The following is a 26,079-nucleotide window of genomic DNA, read 5'->3' as shown; positions in this document are numbered from 1 at the left end:
CTCGCTCCTACAGGGGTTTATGGTTGTTTCAGTTGATCTTCAGAAAACCAGCCCCATCCGCCGTTCATAGCCTATCCGGCCCTTGTAGGCCTCGCCGCTGTCTGCCCAGCCGAATTTTACGTAGAGCGCGATGGCGGCTGCATTGTCCGCATCCACCGACAACTCCAGCGCTTTTATTTCCGGAAACGCCTGACGCGCCACCTCGGGCAAGGCTTGCAGGCAGGCCTTGCCATACCCTTTGCCCTGGGCCCGGTGATCGACTTGCAGCGCATGCAAGGTGGCGCTGTGTTCATCGGCCCAGGCCGGTAATACCGGTGGGCGTTTGAGCAGCAGGAAGGCGACGGGGACTTCTTCGGCCAGCAGGGCAAATCCTTTGACGCCGGGGCCCGGCTTGGACAGCAAGGTGTGCAACGCCCCGTGGATGTCGCCGGAGAATTTGATTTGTTCTTTGTGAACTTCAATGGCCTCGACCTGCTGGCGCTGGAGCGCGTTCAGGCTTTCGTAAGGCACGAGTCGGGCTGTCACTGGAGTGTCCTTTTTCCAACAGAGATGAGCCACGGATTCTAACGAGTTTGTGTTCATGGTTTTTTTATTTCGGCTGTCGATTTGGCTTTTCGCCAGACGACTAAGGGTGTCTTCACGATAAACCTCTCGGAGAATCGTCATGAATGCGCTCACCGCTCAAACCGAAATCCAGACCCTGATTGAAACCTATCGCCAAGCTGTCATCGCCAAGGATGTGGAAAAAGTCATGGCGCTGTACGCGTCCGACATCGTCTCCTTCGACGCCGTCAAGGCTCTGCAATTCAAGGGCAAGACGGCCTATCGCGCGCACTGGGAAGAATGCATGACGATGTGCCCGGGCCCGCATATTTTCGAGTTCCACGAAATGAGCATCGTGCCGTCGCAGGACATCGCCTTCGCTCACTGGCTGGCCCATTGCGGCGGCACCAACGACAAAGGTGAAACCCAGGCCTGCTGGATGCGTGTGACGGCCTGCTATCGGAACGTTGCCGGGCAATGGCGCATCGTCCACGAACACTGGTCGGCTCCGTTCGACATGGTGAGCGGCACGGCCTTGTTCGACCTGAAACCCTGACTGTCGGGTTGATTCGTCGGGAATGTCGCGAAAGCACCTATCTGCAGCCATAGTTGATCAGTTCGATTAGGGAGAGCCCTATGAAATATTTATGCCTGGTCTACAGCAACGAGCGCGAATTGCACGCCTCGCCTGAAAGTCCCAAGGACGCCGAGTGCATGGCCTATGCCGAGTCAATCCAGGGCAGCGGCCGGATGGTTGCGGCCGAGGCGCTGGAATCGGTGCAAACCGCGACCACCGTGCGCATGCGCAACGGCAAAATGTCGATCACCGACGGACCGTTCGCCGAAACCAAGGAGCAGTTGGCCGGCTTCTACCTGATCGATGCCAAAGACCTCAACGAAGCCCTCCAGGTCGCCGGCAATATTCCGGCGGCCCGGGTTGGCTGTGTCGAGGTGCGTCCCGTTCGTCAGTTGAATCCCTGAATTAAAATCACAACACAGGAGAGACCCATGAGCCCACAGTCGTCTAAACAACCGCCTGGCGAATTCGGGTTGTCCATCAGCCGTCTGATCGACGCACCCCGCAGCAAAGTCTTCCGTGCCTGGACCGAGCCGGCCTTGCTGGTGCAGTGGTGGGGGCCTCACGGGATGACCACCCCCGAGTGCGAAATGGATCTTTGGGTCGGTGGCCAGTTTCGAACCCTGATGCGCGCCCCGGACGGCGCTGAATACCCGACCATGGGCGTGTTCCTCGAGATCGTCGCGCCTGAGCGGCTGGTGTTCACCGATGCCTTCATCCCGGGCTGGATTCCGTCGGGTAAACCGTTCATGAGCGCCGAAGTGACGCTCGAGGACCGGAACGGCAAAACCCTCTACACCGCCCGCGCCATGCACTGGTCCGAAGAGGATCGCAAGGCTCATGAGGCCATGGGCTTTCACGAGGGCTGGGGGCAGAGCCTCGATCGGCTGGTGACGCTGGTGACCGAAGGCATGCCGGACTGATGCCTGGCGAGTCGGTACGGGCGCGGGTCGAGCAGGTTTACCGCGAAGACTCGCGGCGGGTTCTGGCGACCCTGATCCGTTTGCTGGGGGATTTCGACCTCGCCGAAGAGGCCTTGCACGAGGCATTTTTCGTCGCGATCGAGCGCTGGCAGCGTGACGGCATGCCGGACAACCCGCGCGCCTGGCTGGTGTCCACCGGACGCTTCAAGGCCATTGATGTGTTGCGTCGGCGCGCACGCTTCGCCGCGTCCCGGCCGATGTTGATCGCTCAACTGGAGGCGCTCGAGCAGGCTGACTGGAGTGACGAAGACGTGGAAGACGATCGCCTGCGACTGATCTTCACCTGTTGCCACCCGGCACTCGCGGCGGACGCCCAAGTGCCATTGACGTTGCGAGAAGTCTGCGACCTGACCACAGAAGAAATCGCCCGGGCGTTTCTCTCGGCGCCGACCACCATCGCTCAGCGTATCGTGCGGGCCAAAGCCAAGATTCGTGACGCGAAAATCCCTTATCAAGTGCCAACCCTGGCTGAATTACCAGAACGCCTCGACAGTGTGCTGCGGGTGATCTATCTGGTGTTCAACGAAGGTTACTCGGCGTCCGTCGGCGCGCAATTGACCCGCGAAGACCTGACCCGCGAGGCGATTCGGCTCGGCCGATTGTTGATGGAATTGTTGCCTGAATCGGAGGTGATGGGGCTACTGGCGCTGATGCTGCTGCACGAGTCGCGGCGCCCGGCGCGGACCTCGTCCAGCGGGGAACTGATTGTGCTGGATGAGCAGGACCGTTCGCTGTGGGATGCCGGGATGATGACCGAAGGCTGCGCGCTGGTCGAACAGGCGCTGACGACGAGGCGTTTCGGGCCTTATTGCCTGCAGGCGGCCATTGCGGCGGTGCATGCGGAAGCGCCTTCGGCGGGGGAGACGGACTGGCCGCAGATTGTGGGCCTGTATGACGTGTTGTTGACCGCCGTGCCTTCGCCCGTGATCGAGTTGAACCGCGCGGCGGCGATCTCCAAACGGGATGGACCGTTAGCGGCGTTGACGCTGGTTGAAGGCATTCTGGCGCGCGGGGAGTTGCTGGATTACCACTTGGCGCATTCGGCGCGGGCGGAGTTTTGCCGGCAATTGGGGCGGGTCGAGGAGGCGAGGGCAGCGTATGAACGGGCGCTGGAATTGACCCGGCAGGTGCCCCAGCGGCGGTTTATCGAGGCGCGGATCAGGGCGTTGGAGTGAGGTGAATTCGCCGGCCCCTTCGCGAGCAAGCCCGCTCCCACATTGGATCTGTGACGCCATGAAGATCCAATGTGGGAGCGGGCTTGCTCGCGAAGGCCACACCGCTATTCCAGCATCTTGCTCAACAACCAACTCCCCGCCGGCCCCGGCGGGTGCAGGCGCGACCACAGCGCATCGACAAACACCGATTTGGGCCAGCCGCGCACCTCCAGTTCCACCAGCGTCCCGCTATCAAACCGTCCCACCAGCCAGCGCGGCAACGGCGCCCAGCCAAACCCGCCCTGGGCCATTTCCAGCAGCATCAAGTAACTCGGCGCCGACCAGACGCGCCCCTTCGCGCGGTTTTCATACGGGTTGACGATGGTCGCCAGACGCAGCTCCCGATGGTGTTGCAGCACCTCCTGATCGATACCGCTCAGCGCCGCCAGCGGATGCGCGCGGGACACAAACAAGGCGATTTCCGTGCGTTCCTCGACGGTCGAACTGACCAGGTCCGGCGGATAACTGTCCTGCATTTCTGCGAAAGCAACGTGCGCCCGACCCCGTTGCACCAGCGCCACCAGGTCATCGCATTCCGCGATCAAACATTCGAGTTCCAGATCCGGATAACGCTGTTCGAAGGTACTCAGTGCCGCTTCGAACCGGTCGGACTGATAGGTGTCGGAAATCGCCACCGTCAGCTTCGCCTCAACCCCTTGGGACAGTTGGCTGGCGCTCATCTCCAGACGACTGGTAGCGGCCAGAATCTCTTCGGCCCGTTGCAACATCACATGCCCGGCCGGGGTGAGTGTGGGTTTTCGGCTGCTGCGGTCGAACAGCGTCAGGTTCAGGTCAATCTCCAGGCTGGCGACCGCTGCGCTGATGGTCGACTGACTGCGGCCAAGCTTACGTGCCGCTGCGGAGAACGAGCCTTGAGTCGCCGCTTGCACAAAAGCTTGCAACACTTCCTGAGAGGCCATGAACTATCGCCTTGATCGATGGTTATTGGTTAGGAAGTATCGGTGTGAGGACGGATCATGGCAACCACAGTCACTCAGGGAGTTCTGCTCATGAACGCCAACAAAACCATCACCGAACGTATTTTCCAGGCCATGGGGTTCGAATTGCTGGCCATCCTGATCTGTACGCCGCTGCTCGCCTGGATCATGGACAAGCCGATGCTCGAGATGGGCGTTGTCACCGTCGTGATCGCGGCCCTGGCGCTGGCCTGGAACGTGGTCTTCAACGGCCTGTTCGACCGCGTGCTTGAGCGTTTCAACATCGTGCACAACGCCTGGCTTCGAGTCGTCCATGCGTTGCTGTTTGAGGGCGGCCTGGTCGCGGTCGGTGTGCCGTTGATTGCCTGGTGGCTGAACATCAGCCTGTGGCAAGCGTTCCTGCTGGACATCGGCGTGCTGCTGTTTTTCCTGCCATATACCTACGTTTACCACTGGGTCTATGACGTGGTACGTGAGCGGCTTGTGATGCGCGAGTCTTGCGAAGGGTAAAGCAAAAAGATCGCAGCCTGCGGCAGCTCCTACATTGGAATGCGATCCTCTGTAGGAGCTGCCGAAGGCTGCGATCTTTTGATCTTGTGGGAGCGGGCTTGCTCGCGAAGAGGATTTCACATTCAACATTGATGTTGACTGATCGGTCGCCTTCGCGAGCAGGCTCGCTCCCACAGGGGTTATGCGTTAAACGTGGAAATAACCTACACAGGAGTCGAACGGCAAGCGCTTCAGCTCGATCTTGTTCAGGTCGAGCACTTCGCGCAGGGCTTTGGTTTCGCCCGGGAAGTTGCGGTAGGCGACTTCGTCCAATACCACGATCGCGCCTTTTGGCATGTACGGCAGGAACGTTTCCAGCGCGACCTTGGTCGATTCGTACAGGTCGGTGTCGAGGATCAGCATGGCCACGACCAGGTCCGGACGGGTCTTCACCCACTCAGGCACGGTTTTGACGATGTCGCCTTTGACCAGCTCGCAACGCGGGATGCGGTTGACCGGGCGCAGCAGGTCGTTGGCGTCGATCATGTCCTGGATCAACGACTGGTCGGTGTCGGAGAACATGGTCTCGTTGACGTCGGCCGGGTCTTCGTTCTTGTCGATGCTCTGGAAACCTTCGAAGGTGTCGAAGCCAACGATCGAACGGTTGATCGCATACGGTTCAAGAATCATCGACAAGTGCATGTAGAGCATCAGCGAGTTGCCCTTGTACACGCCGCACTCGATGATCGCGCCCGGTACTTCGGCGACTTTCTTGAACAGCTCCATGCGCGACAGCGCAGCGGTCACGCCGATGCGGTTGGCGAAGACAAATGGTGCGTCGGCTACATACTCGGCATCGACCCGTTTCAGGACATTGGCACGGGTTTCGTTGTACTGGGCCTCTGCAGGCGTAATGCGACGCTTGGTCATGCTTCGATTCCTTGGAAATTAGAAAAGTCGTGGGCGTGGAAATAGTCTTTGAAGCCTGCGCCGACATCCGGGCACGCGCTGTCGACGTTGATGGCGCCGCGTTTGTGCTTGAGGTCGTCGAGGTGCATCAGGCGGAAGTCCACACTGAAGCGGGTTTGATGGGTGTGGTTGGCCACCGTGCCGTGCAGGTGCGAACCGGAGAAAATCAGCATCTCACCGGTATTGCCGGCAATGCGCACTTCGGATGAGGTATTGATCTCTTCCAGCGGCACCGGGTGCACGCGGACTTCCTCTTTGAGGTTGTCCTTGGCTTTATGCCGCTGGTTGCTGATCCAGTCGTTGAGGCTCCATTCGCTGGAGGTGTTCTTCACCGGTACGTCGAAGTAGCCGCCGTTGATCATCATGGTCTGGTCGGGGCTGATGGTGTGCACCGGCATCCAGGTGTTGATCTGGCAATCGACGCTGCCGTACCAGGTGTCGCGATGAGGTTTGTAGGCGTAGCTGACGCCGGCGTGCAGGTACTCGTAGTTCGGCACCACGCGAATGCGCGGCACGTCGAAAATGTACTCGCGAGGGTCGGCACCGATCTCGTCGATGAACGACAGGATCAGGTCCTTGGCGCGTTGGCTGTTGGTGAACTGGCCCTTCAGGCGAGTCACCAGCACCACGAATTCTTCCACCGGCATCAGCGTGTGCAGCGCCTGGTGACGGGTCTCGCCGTCGAAAGCGGCGGTGATGCTTTCCTGGGCGAACGCACACAGCTCTTTGGCGGCGCGTAGCTGAGTGTTCAGGAAAATGTCGCCGGCGTAGATGGCTTCTTTGAAGTCAGCTTTGTGCTGAAGCTGATTGATGTACAGATTCACGATTCCTCTCCTGAATGCATCGAGTCTCTTAAGAATCGGCAACACGTTAACAAACTGAAGTGCGATCCGGCGGGTGATGGATCAATAAAAACGTAATCCCCTGAATTTGCGACGAAATGCTTTCTCCAGGCCAAAAAAATCCCTGTAGGAGCGAGCTTGCTCGCGAAGGACGTTAACGATAACGCGTTCTTCCTGACCAAACGCGTTGCCCTCAAGTCCTTCGCGAGCAAGCTCGCTCCTACAGGGGTTACATGTTGAGGCTGGCTAGAATATTTGGGTGAACAACCAATACAAACTGCCCGACAACAAAATTGCTGCCGGCAAGGTCAGCACCCAGGCCATCAGTAAATTACGGATGGTCTTCATCTGTAACCCGCCACCGTTGGCGACCATGGTCCCGGCCACCCCCGAAGACAGTACATGGGTGGTCGACACCGGCAGACCGAACATGTCAGCGGCGCCGATGGTCAGCATGGCCACGGTTTCCGCCGACGCACCCTGGGCATAGGTCAGGTGGGTCTTGCCGATTTTTTCGCCGACCGTCACCACGATGCGCTTCCAGCCGACCATGGTGCCGAGCCCCAGGGCGATGGCCACGGCGATTTTTACCCACAGGGGAATGAACCGCGTGGCGTTGTCGATTTGCTGTTTGAACAGTTGCAGTTTGCCGGTGGTGTCCGCATCGAAGTTGCCGACTTTGTTCTTGTCCATCAGGCGAATGGTTTCGCTGGTCAGGTACATGTCATTGCGCACGTTACCCATGGCCTCGGCCGGGACTTTCGACAGTGAGCCATAGCCTTTCACTTCGTTACCGATGTTGCCGGCCAGCGCGGCGAGGGCAGGGATCAGTTGCGGCGTCACTTCCTTGCTGCGCACGTAATCGGACAGCACCGGGCGCGGGTCGGCCGGTGCCGGCAGCGGTGCACTTTTGACCAGGGCTTGCTGAGTGACTTCGGCCACCGCCGCGAACTGCAGGGCTTGATCCGCCGGCATCGTGCGGTTCAGCGCATACGCCATGGGCAGGGTGCCCACCAGAATCAGCATGATCAGGCCCATGCCTTTCTGACCGTCGTTGGAGCCGTGGGCGAAAGACACGCCCGTGCAGGTCAGGATCAACAGGCCGCGAATCCACCACGGTGGCGGGGCGTCGCCCTTGGGTGCCTTGTACAGCGAGCGATTCTTGACGAAAGCACGCAGGGCCAGCAGCAACAGCGCCGCAAAGACAAAACCGATCAGCGGCGACAGCAGTAGCGCATAACCGATCTTGATGGCTTGCGCCCAGTCCACGCCGCTGGTGCCGTCGCGGCCATGCATCAAGGCGTTGGCCACGCCGACACCGATGATCGAACCAATCAGCGTGTGCGACGACGATGCCGGCAAGCCCAGCCACCAGGTGCCGAGGTTCCACAGGATCGCCGCGATCAGCAGGGCGAAGATCATCGCGAAACCGGCGGAAGAACCGACTTGCAGAATCAGCTCCACCGGCAACAGGGCGATGATGCCGAACGCCACCGCGCCGCTGGACAGCAGCACGCCGAGGAAGTTGAAGAACCCCGACCAGACCACCGCGAAATGCGGCGGCAGTGAATTGGTGTAAATCACCGTGGCCACCGCGTTGGCGGTGTCATGGAAACCGTTGACGAACTCAAAGCCCAACGCAATCAGTAGCGCCACGCCCAACAGCAGAAACGGCGTCCACGTGGTCACCACGGCGCCGAGTTCGTTCATGTCGTGCATCAAGCTGTAGGCCGTGAACAACAGCCCGCAACCCAGCACCGCAAAAAACACCACGATGGTGAGCAGGCCGGGTTTTTTGTCGAGTTGCGGTTGGGTGCCGCTGGCGGGAGCCTGTGGATCGGCGGTAAAGGTAGGAGTAGCCATAACGGACAATCCTGAGCGGGGAGGAGTGCCGGTCATGATCGTTGCTGAATGTTACAGAGAGGCTGCGTCAGATCAGGGTTTAGGGTTTTTTGCCGGGCCGTTGATCTGAATCCAACGCCATCTCTGTAGGAGCGAGCTTGCTCGCGAAAGTCGTGAACGATAAGGCATAAAACCAGATACCCAGTGACGCCCTTGGGTTTTTCGCGAGCAAGCTCGCTCCTACAGAGGAGTGTGTTCGCTCAATAATCCTGACGCTTGCGAAACGCCCAGCGCCCGGCAATCGCGGTAAACGTCACGACCAGCGCCACCAGAATCCAGAACCCTTCGGGGTCCCCTGAAAGCGGTACACCCCCCACGTTCATGCCAAAGAAACCGGCGATGATGTTGATCGGCAATGCCAGCACCGTGACCACGGTCAGGGTGAACAGCGTGCGGTTGCTCTGTTCGTTGAGGTTGGCAGCAATTTCTTCCTGCAACAGCTTGATCCGCTCACCCAGTGCGGTGAGGTCGTTGATGATCAGCGCAAACTCCTCGGTGGACTTGCGCAGTTCCTTCACGTCGTCTTTTTGCAGCCACTGTGGCGGGCGATTCAACAGGCGCAGCAACGAGCCTGGCTCCAGCGCCAGCAGCCGTTGCAAACGCACCAACACCCGGCGATTGGCGCCCAGTTCCGCACGGTTGGTCGACAGTCGCGAGGACAGCAACTCGTCTTCGATCTGATCGACACTCTGGCTGGTCTTGCGCACGATCTGGGTCAGCACTTCGCCCTGGTCGCGCAGCAAATGCACGAGCAATTCCAGTGGTGAGCGAAAGCATTCACCACCCTTCACCGACGAACGCAGCTTGTCCACCGAATGCAGCGGTTGCAGGCGTGCGCTGATGATCAGCCGACTGCGGGCGCAGACCCACAGCGTTGAGACATCGGACGAAATCATGCTGCTGAGGTTGAACACCACGTCGTTGACCACCGCCAGCAGCGCCGAATCCACATGCTCGATGCGGGTCGAACGCGAGCCTTCGTGCAAGGCTTCGAAAAATTCGTCCGGCAAATCCAGATTACTTTTCATCCAGCGCTCGCACGCGGCATGCGCCAGGTTCAGGTGCAGCCAGAGAAACTCGTCGCTGTCGTCCGGTTGTTGCAGGCAGTGCAACGCCTTGGCCGAATCAATCTCCCGTGCGCGTTCGCCTGGACGAAAACTGAAACCGTAAAGCAGGCCGAACAGGTCCGGGTCGCGATGGCTTTGATCGATGCTGTGGTTCATTAGTGCTCGCATGGGGGCGCAATCGCTCTATGTAGCAGCTGGCGAAGCCTGCGTTCGGCTGCGAAGCAGTCGTAAAATCAGAACACGCGGTACATCAGGCAAACCGCGTGAACCGGATTTACGACTGCTACGCAGCCGAACGCAGGCTTCGCCAGCTGCTACAGCCGCATCATCGCAAGGTATTTTGACAGTTTTGTGACTGTTGAATGAAGGCTTAATAGTGGCCACGCCGGTGGTCGGAATGTATTCAAGAATCGCTCTGGGATGCCGATTACGCAGACGTTAACTTGCACGGCTTTGGCCTCGACCCAAGGTCGCAGACAGGGATGTCCGGACACTTTTCACGCCGCGTTGTGGCGTGCCTCATCCCTGTCATGAGTATCACTCGATGCTGCAAAAATCCCTGAGAGCACAAATCCTCGCCTTGTTAAGTGGAAGTCTGTTGGCCATGTTGCTGATTGCCCTGGCCTGCTTTCATTTCCTGTCCAGCGGCGTACAGAGCTACGCGAATCTGATCGAAGGCCCACTGCACACCTCGCAACTGGTCGACGAAGCCAACCTGCAATTCAAAGTGCAGGTTCAGGAATGGAAAAACGTCCTGCTGCGCGGCAAGCAACCGGCTGATCTGGACAAATACTGGAAACAGTTCGAAGACCGTCAGCGCGACGTGCAGCGCATCCTCGGCGAACTGGCCACGCAGAAAGGCATCGAGCCGCAGCTCAAAACCCGCATAGAACGCCTGCGCGACGAACACCGACAGTTGGGTGCGGCTTACCTGAAGGGCCGCGATGCCTATGTGGCAGCCGGCGCCGACCCCACGGCTGGCGACACCGCCGTCAAAGGCGTAGACCGCGCGACCAGCGATCAAATGAGCGAGCTGGTCAGCGAGTTACGCAAGCAGGGTGCAGAGCAGTCGACGCTGATCAGCGCCAGCGCCGATCGCACGGTGTTGCTGGGAATTATCGTGATGCTGGCTTCGGGTCTGTTGATCGGCCTGTTGAGCCTGTGGCTGGTCAACCGCAATCTGGTGGAGCCGATTCGCAAACTGATCGAGTACGTGGCGCAACTGAGCCAGGGCAAGTTTGCCGAGCGCGTGGCCAGCAGCCGTCAGGACGAGTTGGGCAAGCTGGCGATAGCGGCCAACACCCTGCGCGATTTTCTTGCCGAAACCTTCAGCCGTTTGCAGCGCAGCGCCAAGGATCTGGACAGCGCCAGCGGCGAGCTGAATTCGATCGCCAGCCTCATGGCCTGTGGCACCAACGAACAGTTCAACCGCACCGATCAGGTGGCCACGGCGATGAACGAAATGTCCGCCACCGCTCAGGAAGTCGCGCGTCACGCCGCCGACGCAGCCCGTGCGGCCGACGATGCCGACCAGTCCGCCCAGCAGGGCGAAAAAGTCATGCAGGGCACCATTCACACCATCACTCAAATGCGCGGCGAGATCGCCAATACCGCCACGGTTATCCGTCGACTGGAAACTGACAGCGGGCGCATCGGCAAGGTACTGGAAGTGATTCGCGGCATTGCCGAGCAGACCAATTTGCTGGCGCTCAACGCGGCCATCGAAGCGGCGCGTGCCGGTGAAGCCGGGCGCGGTTTCGCGGTGGTGGCCGATGAAGTCCGTAGCCTGGCCCAACGCACGGCGGCGTCGATCATCGAGATCAACCAAATCATTCAAACCGTGCAAACCGGAGCGGTGGATGCGGCCCAGGCGATTGAAAGCGGTCAGTCGCGCAGTGAGGAAAGCGTCCAGCAAGTGACCGAGGCTGGCGCCATGCTGGAACGGATTACCCATGCCGTGGAAGCGATTCGCGACATGAACCGCCAGATCGCTACCGCCGCTGAAGAGCAGACTTCGGTAGCGGAAGACATCTCGCGCAACCTCACCGAAATCACCAGCATCGCCAGTACCAACCTGGACAACGTGCAACGCACCGAAGCGGCGAGCCACAACCTGCATGGGTTGTCGGGGCAATTGAATGAAGTGACGGCGCGCCTGAGCGCGTAACGCGACTTACTGTGTACCGGTTTGCTTACCGGGTCGGTACACAGTCGATCTCAAGTCAGTGCACGTAACGTCGATGATGAGCGTATTCCCATCACCTCAATGGAAAACAGGCATGGTCAGTATCACGTCGGTTTCAATCGCCCAACCCCTCTCGACCGCTTCGAGCAAAGCCGCTGCCAGCGACAGCGCCGAGAACACCTCCGTATCGGCCACGGCTGGCACCTCCAGCGATAGCACCAAAGTGTCTGCCGGTGGCGCTCCGGCATCGGGCGACAGCAGCTCGAGCAGCGGTGAATCCGATTCGGTGACGGCGCTGCGCAAGCAGATCGCCGAGCTGCAAAAGCAACTGCAGGAACAACAGCAGCAACTGCAAGCGGCCCTGACTAAACAGGAAAGCGCCGATGCGAAAGCCGCCGATGTGGCGGCGGCCCAGTCGCAGGTGTCGACCACGTCCGGGGAGTTGCAGACGGCCACCGCAACGTTGTTGCAGGCGTTGCAGGTTTCCGATTCCAGCACCTCGGGTTCGCTGGTCAGTACGTCGGCCTGATCAAACGGACTGCGCAGGACGCAACAAAGCCGCACGATTTGAACATTGTGCGGCTTTGTTGTGCAGGCATCAGTCGTCTTGTTTGCTTTTCAGGACTTCGCCGGTGGTGGCGTTCAATACCCGTTGTTCTGCAGCAACTGCGCAACACTGGCGGCAGCCGGGCGCTTGTAGAATTTCAACAGTTCGCTGGCGCGGTTGGTGAAGATGCCATCGACCCCAGCGTCCATGGCTTTCTGGTAATCCACCGCATCGTCGAGGGTGTAGACGTGCACCAGCAAGCCCTGGTCGTGGGTGTACTGGTTCATCCACGGTTTTACCAGGTCTGAGTAGCTCTGATCTCCACCCTGGGTCAGCGCGGCAGAAGGGCCGGTGCCGATTGCGCCCTGGGCCTTGGCGTAGTCGACCCAGCGCTGGAATTCGGCGATGTCTTTCGGTTCTTGTCTGGCGTAGTAGGTGGCTTTGTCCTTGTCACCTGACTCGGCAAACGTCACCTTGGATTTAGGCTCGATGCTGCCTTCACCGACCCACAACAGCAGGACTTTCGGCACGCGAGGCATTTCCTTTTCCAGCAGTTCGAGGCTGCTCTTGTCGAACGTTTGCAACACTACTTTGCCTTTGCCCTGGCCGACAGCCAGTTCGCTTTTCGCCAGTTTCGAACCGGCCGGGCTCAGCCAGCCTCGATCCTGCAATTTGTCCTTGAGGTCACGCTCGATGCCGGGGAATTGCTTTGGCTCCTTGGTCTCGATGTACAAGCCCGGCTTGTGCAATGGATTGCCTTGAGCGATGTCGATGATTTCATCCAGCGTCAGAATTTTCAGACCGGCGTAGGAAGGACGTGCGCGATCCGGGTGAGCGGTATTGAACCAGCTGCCGGCATCCAGGGTTTTGAGTTCGGCAAGGGTGAATTCGTTGGCGGGGCTGTCCTTGCGCTCAGGGAACCGGGTGGCCACATCGGTGGTGCGTTGCAGGTTGTTATCGTGCAGGGCAAACAGCACGCCGTCCTTGCTGCGTTGCAGGTCCATTTCCAGGTAGTCGGCGCCCAGATCGCGGGCCAGTTTGTAGGCTGCGGCGGTGGATTCGGGGGCATCGAACGACGCGCCGCGGTGAGCGATGACCGCCGGGTGCGGGATGTCCATCGTGGTCGCCAGTGCGGTGGGGCTGGGCTCACTGGCAGCCTGTGCCTGGCAGAAACCGAGCATCAGGCTCAGCAGCAGGGCGCTCTGAGTGAAGGTGGCGGGCATGGTCGAGATCCTTTCGCAATGTGTTTTCACAAAGGTCTCTTTTAACAACTGAATGCTGCCGGCGCTATCGCCAGACCGACATTAGCCTGTTCAAAGCCAATTTATTCGGCGCTTTTGTGCGGTTCCTTGCAGTACTCTTGGCCGAGGCGTTTCTCCGGCAGAGGGAAACCCGTTCGCTTTGCCTTGCGTGTAAACCATCGATCATCGGTCCTTTACGACTTTTTGTGAGGTTTATATGCGCATCACTTCCGAGCTTATCTGCCAGGCCGCCGACCAACTCAAAGGCTTCGTCGGCCTCAATCGCAAGACCGGCCATTACCTTGTTCGTTTCAGTGAAGATGCCTTCGGCATGGACGTAGCGGACGACGGCATTATTCCTGTGAGCGAGTTTGTCTGGGCGCCGGGGGCGGAGCAGGCCATGACGCTTAAACGTGAGTTGATTCAGTTGCTGCTGAATCAGAATGTTGATGACCGGATCAACATCACCGAGCCGCTGAGGGTGTATATGAGTCGGCGGGAAGTGCCGGAGATTTCGGCGGTGCGCAGCTTAGTGAGTGTCTGATATTTTTGCCTTGTATGTACTGGCCCCATCGCGAGCAAGCTCGCTCCCACAGGGGAAATGTGTCGTACACAAAACCTGTGGGAGCGAGCTTGCTCGCGATGACGGCCTAAAAGACACCGCACCTATTACTGCTGAAACAGATAATCGCGCTCAACCTTGCACACCCGCGTATGGCAACTCGCATACCATGTCGAACGCCCACGCTCACGAATCGCGCTGTGCTCGGGATGATGCTTCCACGCCAGGATCGCCGCTTCACTGGCCCAATAGGACACCGTAATCCCGAGCCCATCCTCGCCACGAGCCGACTCCACCCCTAGAAACCCCGGCTGCTCACGCGCCAGTTCGACCATGCGTTCGGCCGCCTCGGCGTATCCTTGATCACCTTCGGTGCGCAGTGAGGTGAAAATCACGGTGTAGTAAGGCGTTGCTGGTGTTTGAGCGATCATGATTTACGCCACGCACACGCTTCGATCAACGCACGAACCAGCGGCGGCAGAATGCCTTTCAGCGCCGCACGTTCAGGTTGAAACAGGGTCGCGACAAAGAACGGGTGACCTTTGAGCTCCACGGCCCGCAAATCCCCCAGCGAATCGTGGCCCACGGCGCACAACTGCTCGGTCAGTAACTCACGTTCAAACGCTGGATTCACTCCGTAGCGGCAGTGATAGCCTTCGACAATCTCGGCGCTTTCGTACGCGTTGGCGATCAACGAGCCTTCAACCAGCTGAATGCTGTCTGCGGCTTCTACCAGTGAGCAGCTCAGTGGCGAGACCACGGCTCGCGTCGCCTCAGGATTGGTTTCGCCATGCTCGGCATCTTCCCAGCCCAACACGTTTCGAGCGAACTCAAGCACCGCGTGCTGGAACCCGCCACAGGTGCCGAGGAACGGTCGCTGTTGCTCCCGGGCGAAATGGATCGCACGCAATGCGCCGTCCATGTCGCGATAAGGACTGGCGGGCACGCACCAGAAGCCGTCGAAGTCATGCAGCGCGGTACTGGCGTTGATGTGGTCAGTGGCCAGCCACTCGAATCGCACGTCCGTGTTGGCGTGTTTGGCGGCCATGTCGAGGGCGATGGGGATTGCCTGGTGGGCGGTGACGTGCGGGTCGTAATCACCGATCAGGGCGATGCGCAGGGTGCTGGCTTCCATGAGTGACCTCGATGCTTGTTGATGCCTGGCACCCACTATAGATTGGCGTTCACGCATTCAATATTGGCGTTATCCCAAATGATCAATGCAGCGACGCACTATCGGCTGGACTACCCCGACCTGTCCCTGATCCTCGCATTGGTGCGCGGCGGCTCTCTGGCGCGGGCATCGGCGCTGTTGAAGGTCGACGTCTCGACGGTGTTTCGCGCCGTGCGCCGACTCGAAGCCGCGCTGGGCCAGCAGCTGTTCGAAAAGAGCCGTGCCGGTTATTTGCCGACCACCCTGGCGCAAACCTTGGCCGAACAGGCTGAACGGGCCGAGCAAGCACTGGACGCGGCGCGCATTGGCGTGGAGCAGGGCGGCGAAGTCATCAGCGGCACCGTGCGCCTGACCTGCACCGATTCAGTCCTGCAAGGCTTGCTCCTACCCGCGCTGGCGCAGTTCATGCCCGGCTATCCAGCGCTGACCCTCGAGTTGAGCACGTCCAACGATTTCGCCAACCTTAGTCGCCGGGATGCGGACATTGCCTTGCGCCTGACCCGCACCCCGCCCGAGCATTTGGTGGGCCGACGCCTGGCCGACGTTTCCTATCGAGTCTGTGCCAGCGCGGCCTATCTGAAGTCGGTCGAGTCTGAGGCGCTGGCCGCACTGACCTGGATCGCCCCGGATGACTTCCTTCCCGATCACCCTACCGTCGCGTGGCGCCGGCAAGCATTGCCGGGGGTAACACCGGCTTATCGCTGTAACAGCATGTTGTCGGTGACCGAATTGGTGCGGGCCGGACTGGGTGTCGCGGCATTGCCGGACTTCCTGATCGCTGGCGAGCTGCAGCCGTTGAGTGCGCCGTTAGACGGTTACGACACCGCGCTGTGGCTGCTGACCCGCCCGGACTGTCGTGCCTTGCGCTCGGTGGTGACGTTGTTCGATGAGCTCGGGCGGGCGCTGAAGTCGCCTTGAGGTGGATCAGACCTTCGGCTGTTCCTTGCCCACAAAGTGCTGATGCATTTCCGAGGTCAGGCTTTCAATGCGTTCAGTGAGGGTCTTGGTCAGCTCGGTGAGGCGGGTGTTTTGCTCGAGCAGTTCCAGCAGTTGCGCAGAGTTCTGCGCCGCTTGAGCCTGACGCTCGCTGTTGGCCACGGCCAATGCTTCGCGGTGTAGCGCATCGGCCTCGGACTGGGCTTTGTCCCGCGCCGCTTGACGGGTCTGGGCCAGCAGAATCAGTGGCGCGGCGTAAGCCGCTTGCAGGCTGAACGCCAGGTTGAGCAGGATGAACGGGTAGAGGTCGAAGTGGGCCACGCCAAATAGATTGAGGCAAATCCACACCACCACGATCAGCGTCTGCGCGCCGAGAAAGGTCGGTGTACCGAAGAACCGCGCAAAGGCTTCTGCGCGCAGGGCAAACTTGTCGTTGCCAAACGTCGTCGCCAGATGTGCGTGAGGGCGATGGAAGCGCAGGTGGTCGACAGGGGCGGTGGCTTTGGTGTCGGTCGTCGTGGTGGTCATGATGCTCTCTGCAGGGCGCGGGGACTGAGGCGCACTATAACCCCAGCGCAAGTTTCATTCTGAAACACATTGATGAATCTTCTTTTAGAGCAAACTTGTAATCGGAAAAACGTTGAACATTGTCATTTATGGCAGCTGGTAGCAGGCCAGAAACATGTCCAGCGCCGACTCCGCGACGGTGGTCTGCATTTCGGGCGACAGGCCTGGGAGCCCCATGGAAACCTGCGGCCAGAACGCAAAGGATTTGAGCAGTCCCTGCACCTGTTGTGCGGCAAACTCCGGATCGACCGGATTCAGTCGGCCATCGGCCTGAGCGGCGCGAATCCACACGGTTAAGCCTTCTTCGCGTTCACCCATTCGAGCGACCATGTTCTGCGCGCGTTCGGGAGAATGAATGGTCGCTGCGATAGCCACCCGTGCCAGGTCGAGAAAATTGTTATCCCCCAGCATCTGCAATTTCGCCAGTAGCATCCGGCGCATCTGATCACGCAGGGGCAGCTCCGGACGGTAGGGCGTTTCCTGTTCTGCCGTTACTCGCGCCCATAATTGATTGAGGATTTCGGCGAACAACTCTTCCTTGCTGGGGAAATGGTTGTACACCGTGCGCTTCGACACACCGGCGGTGGCGGCGATCTTGTCCATGCTGGAGATGTCGAACCCGTTGGCACGGAATTCGGCAATCGCCGCTTGAATGATGGCTTCGCGTTTTCGGTCGGTGAGGCGCTGTGGAGCTGTCATAAGTACGCTTCGGCAGAAGGTGGAGGAAAATTACACTCGGTAGTTTACTTGTGATCGGGTTTGATGCAACCTTGAAACTACACTGTACAGTGTAATGTTTTGTTAATCCTGCCCAGTGAACATTCAAAGGTTCGGCTGATGCGTGCGTGCTTTGGCCATTTTCGTCCCACCGTGGAAAACCGCAATCTTTGCGGTTCTTCTGGAGTCATTCAGTCATGGCTACTTCAACTTCCCCAGCTGAACCTGAAGCTTCCCGCCAGGTAGAAGGGCACTTCAAAAACCATGTGCCGGTGCAGCGCGAAGGTGTTCGCAAAATGCTGCGCATCATGTGGAACATGATCTTCCACAAACCGCGCAACACTCGCCCGACGGCGCCCGTCCCGGTACAAACCCTGACCCGCGACGCGTTGATCGCCGCGCCCAATCACAGCGTCTACCGCCTTGGTCATTCCACGGTTTTGCTGAAGCTGCGGGACAAGTTCTGGATCACCGACCCGGTCTTTGCCGAACGCGCGTCGCCCGTGCAATGGGCTGGCCCGAAGCGCTTTCATCAGCCGCCCATCAGCCTCGAAGAATTACCGCCGATTGAAGCCGTCATCCTGTCCCACGATCACTACGACCACCTCGATTATCAGGCCGTGCTCACACTGGCGGACAAGGCCAAGTACTTCCTCACACCGCTGGGCGTGGGCGACACCCTGATCAAGTGGGGCATCGACGCCCGCAAAATCCGCCAACTCGATTGGTGGCAAGGCACCGAGGTTGACGGCATCCAATTCATCGCCACACCGTCGCAACACTTTTCCGGTCGCGGTCTATTCGATGGCAACAGCACGCTCTGGGCTTCCTGGGTGATGATCGACGGCGACACGCGGATCTTCTTCAGCGGCGACAGCGGTTACTTCGACGGCTTCAAACGCATCGGTGAACAGTACGGCCCCTTCGACCTGACGCTCATGGAAACCGGCGCCTACAACGTTGAATGGCCGCATGTTCATATGCAGCCGGAGCAAACCCTGCAAGCGCACATTGACCTGAAAGGCCGGTGGTTGCTGCCGATTCACAACGGCACGTTCGATCTGTCGATGCACGCCTGGTACGAACCGTTCGACCGGATTCTGGCCTTGGCCTGGGAACGGAACGTATCGATTACCACGCCGCAAATGGGTGAAGCGTTTAATGTGATGCATCCGCAGCGTGGGAGCGCCTGGTGGTATGAAGTCGAGCAGCAGGTGTACCAACAGAGTGTTGGCTGAGCGGCTACAGATGGGGTCGAATATTCATACGTGATCCAGCGACAAGTGATGACGGACATTTCCGGCGGCGTCTGTAGGCTGGGAAAACGAGTGAGCTCATTCACTCGCTATCAGTCATCACAAGGATCTTTACCACATGGATGTAACGTTAAACGGCTATGTGCAAACGCCGACAGCCGAATCGGCGCTGGAGTATTTAAGTGTCGATGAAATCAGCCAAAGAATGGAACGCAATCAGCTGAGTGCCGCAGCGCTCGTACGGCACCTGCTACACCGGGTCGAGGCGCTGGATAAACAGGGGCCGGCGATCAACGCGATCATCGAACTCAACCCCGATGCCTTGGCCATTGCCGAGATGCTCGATCAAGAGCGAAAACGAGGAAACATTCGGGGACCCCTGCACGGCATTCCCGTATTGCTCAAAGACAATATCGATACCTCCGATCAGATGCAGACCAGCGCCGGCTCGTTGGCCATGGTCGGACAGCCCGCCGCTCAGGATGCCTTCATCGTCCAACAGTTGAGAGCGGCCGGTGCGGTGATTCTGGGGAAAACCAACCTCAGTGAATGGGCCAATTTTCGCGATCCCGCCATTCCCGATGGTTGGAGCAGCCGAGGTGGGCAAACCAAAAATCCGCACGTGTTGAGCGAATCGCCATTCGGTTCCAGCTCAGGCTCCGGCGCGGCAGTTGCCGCAGGTTTTGCACCGCTGGCAGTCGGAACGGAAACCGTCGGCTCGATTATCGCCCCGGCGTCCGTCAACGGCGTGGTGGGCCTCAAGCCTACCGTGGGTTTGCTGAGTCGCAGTGGCATCGTCCCGGTGAGTCATAAAGTCGATACCCCCGGGCCTATGGCGCGTACCGTTCGCGAGGTTGCACTGCTATTGAATGCGATGACGGGCAACGACGACGCCGAACTGATCAAAAAACCTCCTGCCATCAGTGGTGTGGACTACACGGCACTGCTACTTCCGAACTCATTGGTCGGACGGCGCATTGGTTATCCGGTCAAGTTCGATACAAGCGACGAGGCTGCACAGAGCGACCCTCAGTTCTCACAGGCATTGGAAGTGATGCAGGCCGCAGGGGCCACATTGATCCCGGTGGAATTCAATGATCCTGAATCGCAAACGCCGGAGGCCGTAGACAGGGCGTTCTCGATGGGAATCAAGCGGCACCTTCCCGACTACCTTGCGACGCGAACCGGTCTTGCAATCCAGAGCCTGGAAGATCTGCTGCAATACAACGACAACGCGCCCGGCGCCGAGGGTTATGGGCAAACCACGTTGAGCGCGGCCAGCAACATTGATTTTGACGAGCGTACGTACAACGAGCTTTGGCAAAAAATTCAAAGTGAAAATGCAGCTGTCATCGACGGCTTAGTGGTCACGCATCAACTGGATGGCCTGGTGTTGGACGTGGGTTCCCCAGGTTTGAACGTCATACCGCTGGCGGGCTATCCCGGCATCATGATGCCTTCCGGAATCGACGATTACGGCCTGCCCACCTCGGTGTTGTTCTTCGGCACCCGATGGAGTGAGGCGACGCTTTTGGCATTGGCTTATGGTTATGAACAAGCTTCCCAGGCGCGGCAGACACCTGCGTTCAAGCCCTAGTCACTGATGGGGCAGGCCAGGTCGCAGCTGCCAAGCCTCACGCATCAGGCGAAAACCACCTCGATTCGGCCTTCCTTTCTTGAGCGGGGGGCCGACTTGACCACGATTTGCACGTCTCGCCCAAGCAGGGAAAGGCATTCCATCATCTTGGCTTCACTGATGCCGCGAAACTTTCCACGCAACATTTCAGAGAGCTTGGGTTGGGACAGGCCCAGAATTTCAGACGCTTGAACCTGGGTCAGATGGCGCGCTTTGATGATCTCGCCAATTTTTGCAGCCAGTTGGGATTTGACGCGCATTTCATTGGCGTTGGGCGTCGATAGGTCTTCGTAGACGTTCCCACTGCTTTCTTCGATTTCAATCATTTCCTGATCCTTTTGCGTGATCCTGCGCCGCTTGAAGTCTCTTCCTGATCAAATCGATGTCGCACTGCGCGGTTTTGATACCCGAAGTCGACTTCTTCTGAAAACAGTGCAGAACATAAATGGCATTACCAAAACGGGCGGTGTAAACGGCGCGATAAGTGTTCGTATCGAAGTCCTCGACCACCTCAAGCACACCGGCATTACCAAAACCCTTCAAAGGTTTTACGTCAGGATGTTTTGCCCCGTCTTGTGCCAAATCAAGCGCGTAACCAAAAACGTCCTGTACCTCGCTGGGCATCTGTTTGAGATCTTTTTTACTGCTACAAATCCACCAGAGCGACTTCCTTGTACTCATGCGAAAATATACCTATATGGGAATAATCGTCAATCGATGATTTCTCTCACTCAACCATCGCAAAATCCGCCCGCCCCACCGGATTCACCGCAGACCCTTTCACACTCATCCCCCGCCCCGGCGCAAACCCAGGGAAGAACACCAGTCCCTCCGATTCAAACCGATACGCCAACGTCAGTCGGATAACATCCGGCACATCGCGCTCGGCCTCAAACCGCTCGATCGCGTCGACCGAAACGCCAGACTCCCGGGAAAGCTCATCAACACTCCAACCCAACATCGCCCGTGCCTGGGCGCAATGGGCGGGGGTGAATTGGAAGAGGGCGATACGTTCCAGGGTGATTTTCATCGCATAAGAGGCCATGGTGTTCTCCGGGCTCGAGAGTGCTGATTCAAAAATTACTGTGTTTTTGTACAGTTGTTTTGCGCCCGGATCAAACTCATTTTTTGATTTGTTTTATTTCGCCCCGCCTAACCAGACGGACGGCGCCTGCCCCAGTACGCGACGAAACATCGTCGAGAACGCCGCCGGGCTGTCATAACCAAAATCCAGCGCAATCCGCGTTACCGGTTCCCCCTCCACCAGCCGCGCAAGGGCCAGCACCACGCAAGCGCGCTGGCGCCACTGGCTGAAACTGAGGTCGGTCTGTTGGCGAAACAGACGATTGAACGTGCGCAAACTGATGTGCAATTGATCGGCCCATTGCTGCGGCGACTGATGAGCATCGGGCCGCTGCAAAAAGCCCTGGCACAACCCGAGCAGCCGCGCATCGACCGGCAACGGAATGTGCAACGGCAAGTGAGCACTGCGCGTTAGTTCGTGCAGCAGCAAATCGATCAACGCCCCATCGCGCCCGGCCTCGTCGTACGCCAGCTGAATCTCCACCGCCTCCATCAGCAAATGCCGCATCAACGGCGAAACACTGATCACCTGACAACGACTCCCCAGATCAACCGCCGTCGGCTCGATATACAGGCTGCGAGTGCTCACCCCGAGCATCAACACTTCATGTGCCACCCCCGCCGGAATCCACACCGCCCGCTGCGGCGGCACAACCCAATTGCCATCGTGCGTGCTGACCTGCATCACCCCGGTAGCGCCGTACAACAACTGTGCCCGCCGGTGTGTATGACGGGGCAACACGTGACCGTAGGAATAATCCGTACCGATCGCCACCACCGGCCGTGGCGTGTCATCCAGCAGATCAATCGAAACATTGCGCATTGAGCGGCCTCTAGCATTTGGCGTAAACGCAAACAATATTGGCTGACTTGCTGAAGCAGGCCAAGGCGCGTCGCTCTATCGTCGACCGCTCTCAATCAACGGACGACGTGCGATGTTCTATCTCCTGCTGGCATTTTTCGGCTGCATGACCGGCGTCACCGCCGTATTGTTCGGCTTCGGCGGCGGCTTCGTCGTGGTGCCATTGCTGTACCGCATGCTCATGGCCAACCACGGTGCCGACGACCCTATCGGCCAATCGGCGATGCACATCGCCGTGGCCACCTCGACCTGCGTGATGATCGTCAATGCGTTGGTCGCCACTGGAAAACATCACCGTGCCGGTAATCTGATTCGCCAATACCTGTGGCCGTTGGGTGGGTTCATCGGTTTAGGCGCGGTAGTCGGCGCCGTGGCCGCGATGCGGGTGAGTGGTGAGGTGATTCGGTATGCCTTCATCGCCTACTTGGGCGTGACCATCGTCGACTGTTTGTTCCGACGCGGATTTCTTACGCAGTCCCACAACGAAATCCCACGTCGATTGGGGAGGGCAGAGGTGTCGGGTGGTGGCGTAGGAATTGGTGCTATCGCTACTTTTCTCGGCGTAGGCGGCAGCGTCATGACCGTGCCATTGTTACGTCGATGCGGGTTGAGCATGTCGCAGGCGACGTCCATGGCTAATCCGTTGAGCCTGCCCGTGGCGCTGGCCGGGACGGTGACTTACATGGCGATGGCGGGGTTTACCGAGTTTGATCTGGGCGCGTGGTTTATCGGGTATGTGGATCTGCTGGCGTTTGCCGTTTTGACGATGGGGTCAATGGTGGGGATTCGATTGGCCGCGCCGTGGATCGGACGGATACCGGATCGATTACACGCTTGGGTCTATATTGGATTGCTTGTGTTGGTGATGATCAGCATGTGCCTGAATTGAATGCCGTCACTTTGCCTCCAACCCCGGTGCTTCCCGAATAATGAAGTGATCCAGGTTCTCGATATTCGCACTGAACACCCCGAACGTCTGCTCGGGGTTTTTCTTGCTCGGCACCTGCTTCAACTCCGGCGTCACGCCATAGAAAAAGCAATACAACTCGGCTTCACTGTCGATGGCGTGCTTGATTTCTTCCAGAAACGCTTTGCGCTTGCGGTAGTTCTCGATCAGTTTCTTGCTCAGGTAAACATTGACTGAATAAGGTTTCTTCTTCGCCTCGTCCGCTTGTTTGAACCAAACCTTCTGCTCGAAATCGATGCGGAAGCTCTGCGTGTAATCCTTGATCTCCTTGATCTTGCCCCAGTAAATCAGCCCCTTGTTGTCCGTCAGGTATTCGATCTTCTTGAAGAACGACCCATAAGGCGCCGTGTGCTCGCCAATCTTCAGCGGCATGCGCTTGAGCAGCTCCTTGTCCTCGAAGTTCGACACAAAGCACTCCACCGGGTGGGCGAAGACACTGGTCTTGTCAGGCGCTGATTCACGGCTCGGATGCTCTATGTCGCTGGCCGCAGAAGATGGCGTTGGGGCATCTTGCATAACATCCGCCACCACTGCAGGGCTCGATGGCTTACGCACATACTGACGCCGAGTCAGCAACAACTCCGACGGGAAATGCTCCTCGCGACTGTCATCCGTTTCCGCACCGTCCGCGTGCGCCTTGAGACTGACATAAGGACAATCCGCCACATGCCGGGTGCTGGGCGTGTTCTTGAAGTGCGGGGTGCGAACGTAATTCACATTCTTGGCGTTGAACGTCGTCAGTACATTCGCCGCATCGAAGGCCAAACGACAGGCATCGTTGGGGCACTGGAAGTGCTCCTTGGCGGAATCGAACTGCAGGGTTTCGTCGAAATTCAAATCGCGCACGTCATAGATCGACAACTTGTCGTCGAGGCTGAGGCAGTAGGCGAGGTCGAATTTCATGGTGGATAGGGTCCTTGTAGGAGCGAGCTTGCTCGCGATGTTCATCAACGATAATGCGGAAAGTCTGACACCCCGCAGCGTTCCCAGGTTTTTCGCGAGCAAGCTCGCTCCTACAAAATCAGAGCAAGCCTTCGTAGCGCTTGTTTGCGCAAACATAGGCCCGTTGCAGGAGCGAGCTTGACCGCGACTCCCAGCATCACCGCATTAACCAAGCCTGGCACCAACCTGTGGCGAGGGGCCGCCGTTGGGTTGCAAGGCAACCCAAAAACCAGCAAACACGGTACGTCAGACCAAACGAGTTGTTCACTCGGCGACTGCTTCGCAGTCGAACGGGAGCAAGCTTCCTCGCCACGGTTAGTGTTTAGCTCAGCTACTCATCTTCTAGCCGATTCACTCTCTTATAAAGCGAAGCAGTGAACTCATTCCTATCGCTGGAATAGTGACAGCGACGATGACAGTTCGGGCACAGCGCGACAGCGTTGGTCACCAAATCCGCGCCCTCGTTGACCAGGTGTTTAACGTGGTGGACTTCTAGAAAGTGCAATCCATTTGGCAGCTTGAATGGTGCGTCCTGACCGCAACCTTCGCAAACCCCGTTGGCATTCTTAAGTACCCAGGCCTTGATCAGCGGATCTCGTAAAAATGAAGAGGTCGTTCCGCTGACGCGTTGCGGCCTCTCTATACCGCGAGGGATGCCTACCAACTCGCGCTGCTCAAGCTTCAGAACCTTGGCGTTTAACGCTTGATCATCCGCAGTAGGTGCATAGTCGTCAGGGTTGAAAGCACCTTTTGCAATCATTGCTGCGCGTACGCGCTGGGTTACGCCAGCTCCAAGATGTTTAGCAGGCAGGTATCCAACAATGTAAGGGAGGCACAAATCATGGAGTACGGTGGAAATATTACGCATCCGATACTCGATGGAGACTCTGCTGCGATTAATCAGCACCCCTTCGCGCAAAAGGCGATTCTCATGTGCCTTATTGAGCTTCTGGTCACTTTTCTCAATCGCCAACATCTTCAAGTAGCCTTCGACTGCCGCCTCAAGCTCCTCGTCGCTCCAGTCATTCTTATCTTTTTCGATATCCATACAATCGCCGAGGGTTAGAAACCCTCGGACGATACTGAGTGGCCATTACGACTGTCTACGAAAATTCCTACAGGAAAGACCGACGCATCGCTCAATCGATCCTACAAATGCATCGCTGCACTAACCCGCCGAATGCTTCGAAGACTGAAACACTTCCACAACTTTCCGCCACCAAGGCTTAACCACCGGCACCCGCCGCCGCGTGCGATTGAGCAACAGATAAGGCATGTCTCGTAGCCGAATCCAACCTTCATCCTGCCAATGCAGCAGACTCAACGACATCTCCGGCCAATCCAACAAACTCAACATCGGCCGATCTGAATTTTTCGATAGTCCCGAGTCACGCAGGGCCGGCACCACTTGATGGGTCAACCACTCGCGCAACAACCGATGCCCCGGCGCGTAGTGATAGACCAGCAATGCATACGCTCCGGACTCACTAAGCATCAACCGTTTCTCCGGTTGGCCGTGATATTCAATCAACAACGTATGTCGCTGATCCTCGTCCAGCTTACTAACCACACGATCGTTCAGATGGACGCCCATTAAGCGACCGAGATCGCGCGCGCAAAACCAAGGTTGATTTTCCAGGAGGAGGGCATGGAGATGGATATTGTGGCGTGTGAAGAGTTTCGGAATGAACGGATCTGGCATGACCGAAACGGAGGGAGAGTCAAGCAGGCTTTGTGTCGGCATATCCAGTACCTCTACGTGTGAGTTTTGAGAGGGCCAGAACCCGACGTAGAGGATTTAAGAACCCCAACAAGCAGTCTCTTTCAAACACAAGTTTGCGCATATGTCTTTGAGACAAGTGCGATTCTGTGTGAGGAAA

The 26,079-nt window shown here is 58.3% G+C and carries 30 protein-coding genes; 12 read left to right on the top strand and 18 right to left on the bottom strand.

The window, feature by feature from the left end; translation table 11 throughout:
• Nucleotides 1-39: 39 nt before the first annotated feature.
• The gene (locus AC1MDT_RS15710; protein ID WP_480418013.1) at nucleotides 40-525 is read right to left on the bottom strand and encodes a GNAT family N-acetyltransferase; all 486 of its coding nucleotides are present in this window, start codon (nucleotides 523-525) and stop codon (nucleotides 40-42) included.
• A gap of 139 nt (nucleotides 526-664) precedes the next feature.
• On the opposite strand from AC1MDT_RS15710, the gene AC1MDT_RS15705 reads away from it, so the two are divergent.
• From AC1MDT_RS15705 to AC1MDT_RS15690, 4 genes are all read left to right on the top strand, one after another.
• The gene (locus AC1MDT_RS15705) at nucleotides 665-1,099 is read left to right on the top strand and encodes a YybH family protein (protein ID WP_480418012.1); all 435 of its coding nucleotides are present in this window, start codon (nucleotides 665-667) and stop codon (nucleotides 1,097-1,099) included.
• A gap of 80 nt (nucleotides 1,100-1,179) precedes the next feature.
• Nucleotides 1,180-1,524 (top strand): YciI family protein, encoded by a 345-nt coding sequence (locus tag AC1MDT_RS15700; RefSeq protein ID WP_201120137.1) that lies wholly within the window; start codon nucleotides 1,180-1,182, stop codon nucleotides 1,522-1,524.
• A 27-nt stretch (nucleotides 1,525-1,551) separates the two neighbouring features.
• On the top strand, nucleotides 1,552-2,043 hold the full coding sequence (locus AC1MDT_RS15695; protein ID WP_201120136.1) for an SRPBCC family protein: 492 nt from the start codon (nucleotides 1,552-1,554) through the stop codon (nucleotides 2,041-2,043).
• Entirely contained in the window at nucleotides 2,043-3,278 is a 1,236-nt protein-coding gene (locus AC1MDT_RS15690) for an RNA polymerase sigma factor (RefSeq protein WP_480418011.1), read from the top strand. Before AC1MDT_RS15695 ends, AC1MDT_RS15690 begins: the two co-directional genes overlap by 1 nt.
• Before the next feature lie 104 nt (nucleotides 3,279-3,382).
• Here AC1MDT_RS15690 and AC1MDT_RS15685 read toward each other — a convergent pair whose 3' ends face one another.
• Nucleotides 3,383-4,237 carry a LysR family transcriptional regulator gene (locus AC1MDT_RS15685; protein ID WP_201120134.1) on the bottom strand — a complete coding sequence of 285 codons (855 nt, stop codon included), beginning with the start codon at nucleotides 4,235-4,237 and terminating at the stop codon, nucleotides 3,383-3,385.
• Nucleotides 4,238-4,327: 90 nt separating this feature from the next.
• Here AC1MDT_RS15685 and AC1MDT_RS15680 point away from each other — a divergent pair, with 90 nt between their 5' ends.
• Nucleotides 4,328-4,765, top strand: coding sequence for a multidrug/biocide efflux PACE transporter (locus AC1MDT_RS15680; RefSeq protein ID WP_201120133.1), 438 nt, complete (start codon nucleotides 4,328-4,330; stop codon nucleotides 4,763-4,765).
• 186 nt (nucleotides 4,766-4,951) lie between these two features.
• Here the strand turns inward: AC1MDT_RS15680 and AC1MDT_RS15675 are convergent, their stop codons facing one another.
• The 4 genes from AC1MDT_RS15675 to AC1MDT_RS15660 form a co-directional block, all read right to left on the bottom strand.
• A complete protein-coding gene (locus AC1MDT_RS15675; protein WP_046049529.1) occupies nucleotides 4,952-5,674 on the bottom strand; it encodes a TylF/MycF/NovP-related O-methyltransferase in 723 nt (240 codons plus the stop codon).
• On the bottom strand, nucleotides 5,671-6,537 hold the full coding sequence (locus AC1MDT_RS15670) for a 2OG-Fe(II) oxygenase family protein (protein WP_480418010.1): 867 nt from the start codon (nucleotides 6,535-6,537) through the stop codon (nucleotides 5,671-5,673). Before AC1MDT_RS15670 ends, AC1MDT_RS15675 begins: the two co-directional genes overlap by 4 nt.
• Nucleotides 6,538-6,801: 264 nt before the next feature.
• Nucleotides 6,802-8,418 carry an inorganic phosphate transporter gene (locus tag AC1MDT_RS15665; RefSeq protein WP_480418009.1) on the bottom strand — a complete coding sequence of 539 codons (1,617 nt, stop codon included), beginning with the start codon at nucleotides 8,416-8,418 and terminating at the stop codon, nucleotides 6,802-6,804.
• A gap of 239 nt (nucleotides 8,419-8,657) precedes the next feature.
• Nucleotides 8,658-9,680 carry a transporter gene (locus AC1MDT_RS15660; RefSeq protein WP_480418008.1) on the bottom strand — a complete coding sequence of 341 codons (1,023 nt, stop codon included), beginning with the start codon at nucleotides 9,678-9,680 and terminating at the stop codon, nucleotides 8,658-8,660.
• A gap of 388 nt (nucleotides 9,681-10,068) precedes the next feature.
• Between AC1MDT_RS15660 and AC1MDT_RS15655 the strand changes: the two genes are divergently transcribed.
• Together AC1MDT_RS15655 and AC1MDT_RS15650 are read left to right on the top strand one after the other, a co-directional pair.
• Nucleotides 10,069-11,691, top strand: coding sequence for a methyl-accepting chemotaxis protein (locus tag AC1MDT_RS15655; RefSeq protein WP_480418007.1), 1,623 nt, complete (start codon nucleotides 10,069-10,071; stop codon nucleotides 11,689-11,691).
• A 112-nt stretch (nucleotides 11,692-11,803) separates the two neighbouring features.
• On the top strand, nucleotides 11,804-12,238 hold the full coding sequence (locus AC1MDT_RS15650; protein WP_480418006.1) for a hypothetical protein: 435 nt from the start codon (nucleotides 11,804-11,806) through the stop codon (nucleotides 12,236-12,238).
• A gap of 113 nt (nucleotides 12,239-12,351) precedes the next feature.
• On the opposite strand, the gene AC1MDT_RS15645 is transcribed toward AC1MDT_RS15650, so the two are convergent.
• Complete coding sequence (locus AC1MDT_RS15645) at nucleotides 12,352-13,479, bottom strand: glycerophosphodiester phosphodiesterase (RefSeq protein ID WP_480418005.1); 1,128 nt, start codon at nucleotides 13,477-13,479, stop codon at nucleotides 12,352-12,354.
• Nucleotides 13,480-13,714: 235 nt separating this feature from the next.
• Between AC1MDT_RS15645 and AC1MDT_RS15640 the strand changes: the two genes are divergently transcribed.
• Nucleotides 13,715-14,041: a DUF2025 family protein gene (locus AC1MDT_RS15640; protein ID WP_480418004.1), complete on the top strand. Its 327-nt coding sequence runs from the start codon at nucleotides 13,715-13,717 to the stop codon at nucleotides 14,039-14,041.
• Nucleotides 14,042-14,166: 125 nt separating this feature from the next.
• Here AC1MDT_RS15640 and AC1MDT_RS15635 read toward each other — a convergent pair whose 3' ends face one another.
• Nucleotides 14,167-14,490, bottom strand: coding sequence for an antibiotic biosynthesis monooxygenase family protein (locus tag AC1MDT_RS15635; protein ID WP_480418003.1), 324 nt, complete (start codon nucleotides 14,488-14,490; stop codon nucleotides 14,167-14,169).
• Nucleotides 14,487-15,194 carry a CTP synthase C-terminal region-related (seleno)protein gene (locus AC1MDT_RS15630; protein WP_480418002.1) on the bottom strand — a complete coding sequence of 236 codons (708 nt, stop codon included), beginning with the start codon at nucleotides 15,192-15,194 and terminating at the stop codon, nucleotides 14,487-14,489. The genes AC1MDT_RS15635 and AC1MDT_RS15630 overlap by 4 nt, the downstream gene beginning before the upstream one ends.
• 21 nt (nucleotides 15,195-15,215) lie before the next feature.
• Here AC1MDT_RS15630 and AC1MDT_RS15625 point away from each other — a divergent pair, with 21 nt between their 5' ends.
• Nucleotides 15,216-16,151, top strand: a complete 936-nt coding sequence (locus AC1MDT_RS15625; protein ID WP_480418001.1) for a LysR family transcriptional regulator — start codon at nucleotides 15,216-15,218, stop codon at nucleotides 16,149-16,151.
• A gap of 6 nt (nucleotides 16,152-16,157) precedes the next feature.
• Here AC1MDT_RS15625 and AC1MDT_RS15620 read toward each other — a convergent pair whose 3' ends face one another.
• Nucleotides 16,158-16,697 carry a DUF1003 domain-containing protein gene (locus AC1MDT_RS15620; protein ID WP_480418000.1) on the bottom strand — a complete coding sequence of 180 codons (540 nt, stop codon included), beginning with the start codon at nucleotides 16,695-16,697 and terminating at the stop codon, nucleotides 16,158-16,160.
• Nucleotides 16,698-16,823: 126 nt separating this feature from the next.
• Nucleotides 16,824-17,435, bottom strand: coding sequence for a TetR/AcrR family transcriptional regulator (locus AC1MDT_RS15615; protein WP_480417999.1), 612 nt, complete (start codon nucleotides 17,433-17,435; stop codon nucleotides 16,824-16,826).
• 215 nt (nucleotides 17,436-17,650) lie between these two features.
• On the opposite strand from AC1MDT_RS15615, the gene AC1MDT_RS15610 reads away from it, so the two are divergent.
• On the top strand, nucleotides 17,651-18,691 hold the full coding sequence (locus AC1MDT_RS15610) for an MBL fold metallo-hydrolase (RefSeq protein ID WP_480417998.1): 1,041 nt from the start codon (nucleotides 17,651-17,653) through the stop codon (nucleotides 18,689-18,691).
• A 136-nt stretch (nucleotides 18,692-18,827) separates the two neighbouring features.
• Nucleotides 18,828-20,306 carry an amidase family protein gene (locus tag AC1MDT_RS15605; protein ID WP_480417997.1) on the top strand — a complete coding sequence of 493 codons (1,479 nt, stop codon included), beginning with the start codon at nucleotides 18,828-18,830 and terminating at the stop codon, nucleotides 20,304-20,306.
• Between the two features lie 44 nt (nucleotides 20,307-20,350).
• On the opposite strand, the gene AC1MDT_RS15600 is transcribed toward AC1MDT_RS15605, so the two are convergent.
• The 4 genes from AC1MDT_RS15600 to AC1MDT_RS15585 form a co-directional block, all read right to left on the bottom strand.
• On the bottom strand, nucleotides 20,351-20,671 hold the full coding sequence (locus AC1MDT_RS15600) for a helix-turn-helix domain-containing protein (protein ID WP_461953613.1): 321 nt from the start codon (nucleotides 20,669-20,671) through the stop codon (nucleotides 20,351-20,353).
• A complete protein-coding gene (locus tag AC1MDT_RS15595; protein ID WP_480417996.1) occupies nucleotides 20,664-21,026 on the bottom strand; it encodes a type II toxin-antitoxin system RelE/ParE family toxin in 363 nt (120 codons plus the stop codon). The genes AC1MDT_RS15600 and AC1MDT_RS15595 overlap by 8 nt, the downstream gene beginning before the upstream one ends.
• Before the next feature lie 46 nt (nucleotides 21,027-21,072).
• A complete protein-coding gene (locus AC1MDT_RS15590) occupies nucleotides 21,073-21,390 on the bottom strand; it encodes a helix-turn-helix domain-containing protein (protein WP_480417995.1) in 318 nt (105 codons plus the stop codon).
• A 93-nt stretch (nucleotides 21,391-21,483) separates the two neighbouring features.
• Entirely contained in the window at nucleotides 21,484-22,251 is a 768-nt protein-coding gene (locus tag AC1MDT_RS15585; protein WP_480417994.1) for an AraC family transcriptional regulator, read from the bottom strand.
• Between the two features lie 112 nt (nucleotides 22,252-22,363).
• On the opposite strand from AC1MDT_RS15585, the gene AC1MDT_RS15580 reads away from it, so the two are divergent.
• On the top strand, nucleotides 22,364-23,179 hold the full coding sequence (locus AC1MDT_RS15580) for a sulfite exporter TauE/SafE family protein (RefSeq protein ID WP_480417993.1): 816 nt from the start codon (nucleotides 22,364-22,366) through the stop codon (nucleotides 23,177-23,179).
• Between the two features lie 6 nt (nucleotides 23,180-23,185).
• On the opposite strand, the gene AC1MDT_RS15575 is transcribed toward AC1MDT_RS15580, so the two are convergent.
• The 3 genes from AC1MDT_RS15575 to AC1MDT_RS15565 all read right to left on the bottom strand — a co-directional run bounded on the left by AC1MDT_RS15575 (nucleotide 23,186) and on the right by AC1MDT_RS15565 (nucleotide 25,901).
• Nucleotides 23,186-24,160: a hypothetical protein gene (locus AC1MDT_RS15575; protein ID WP_480417992.1), complete on the bottom strand. Its 975-nt coding sequence runs from the start codon at nucleotides 24,158-24,160 to the stop codon at nucleotides 23,186-23,188.
• A 370-nt stretch (nucleotides 24,161-24,530) separates the two neighbouring features.
• Entirely contained in the window at nucleotides 24,531-25,247 is a 717-nt protein-coding gene (locus AC1MDT_RS15570; protein ID WP_480417991.1) for an HNH endonuclease, read from the bottom strand.
• A 120-nt stretch (nucleotides 25,248-25,367) separates the two neighbouring features.
• Complete coding sequence (locus AC1MDT_RS15565; RefSeq protein WP_480422800.1) at nucleotides 25,368-25,901, bottom strand: BRO-N domain-containing protein; 534 nt, start codon at nucleotides 25,899-25,901, stop codon at nucleotides 25,368-25,370.
• Nucleotides 25,902-26,079 lie beyond the last annotated feature (178 nt).

The sequence above is a fragment of the Pseudomonas sp. ASL7 genome (assembly GCF_056680375.1).
Note: the sequence above shows the minus strand (reverse complement) of the source record. Positions and strands in the feature narration are given on the sequence as shown.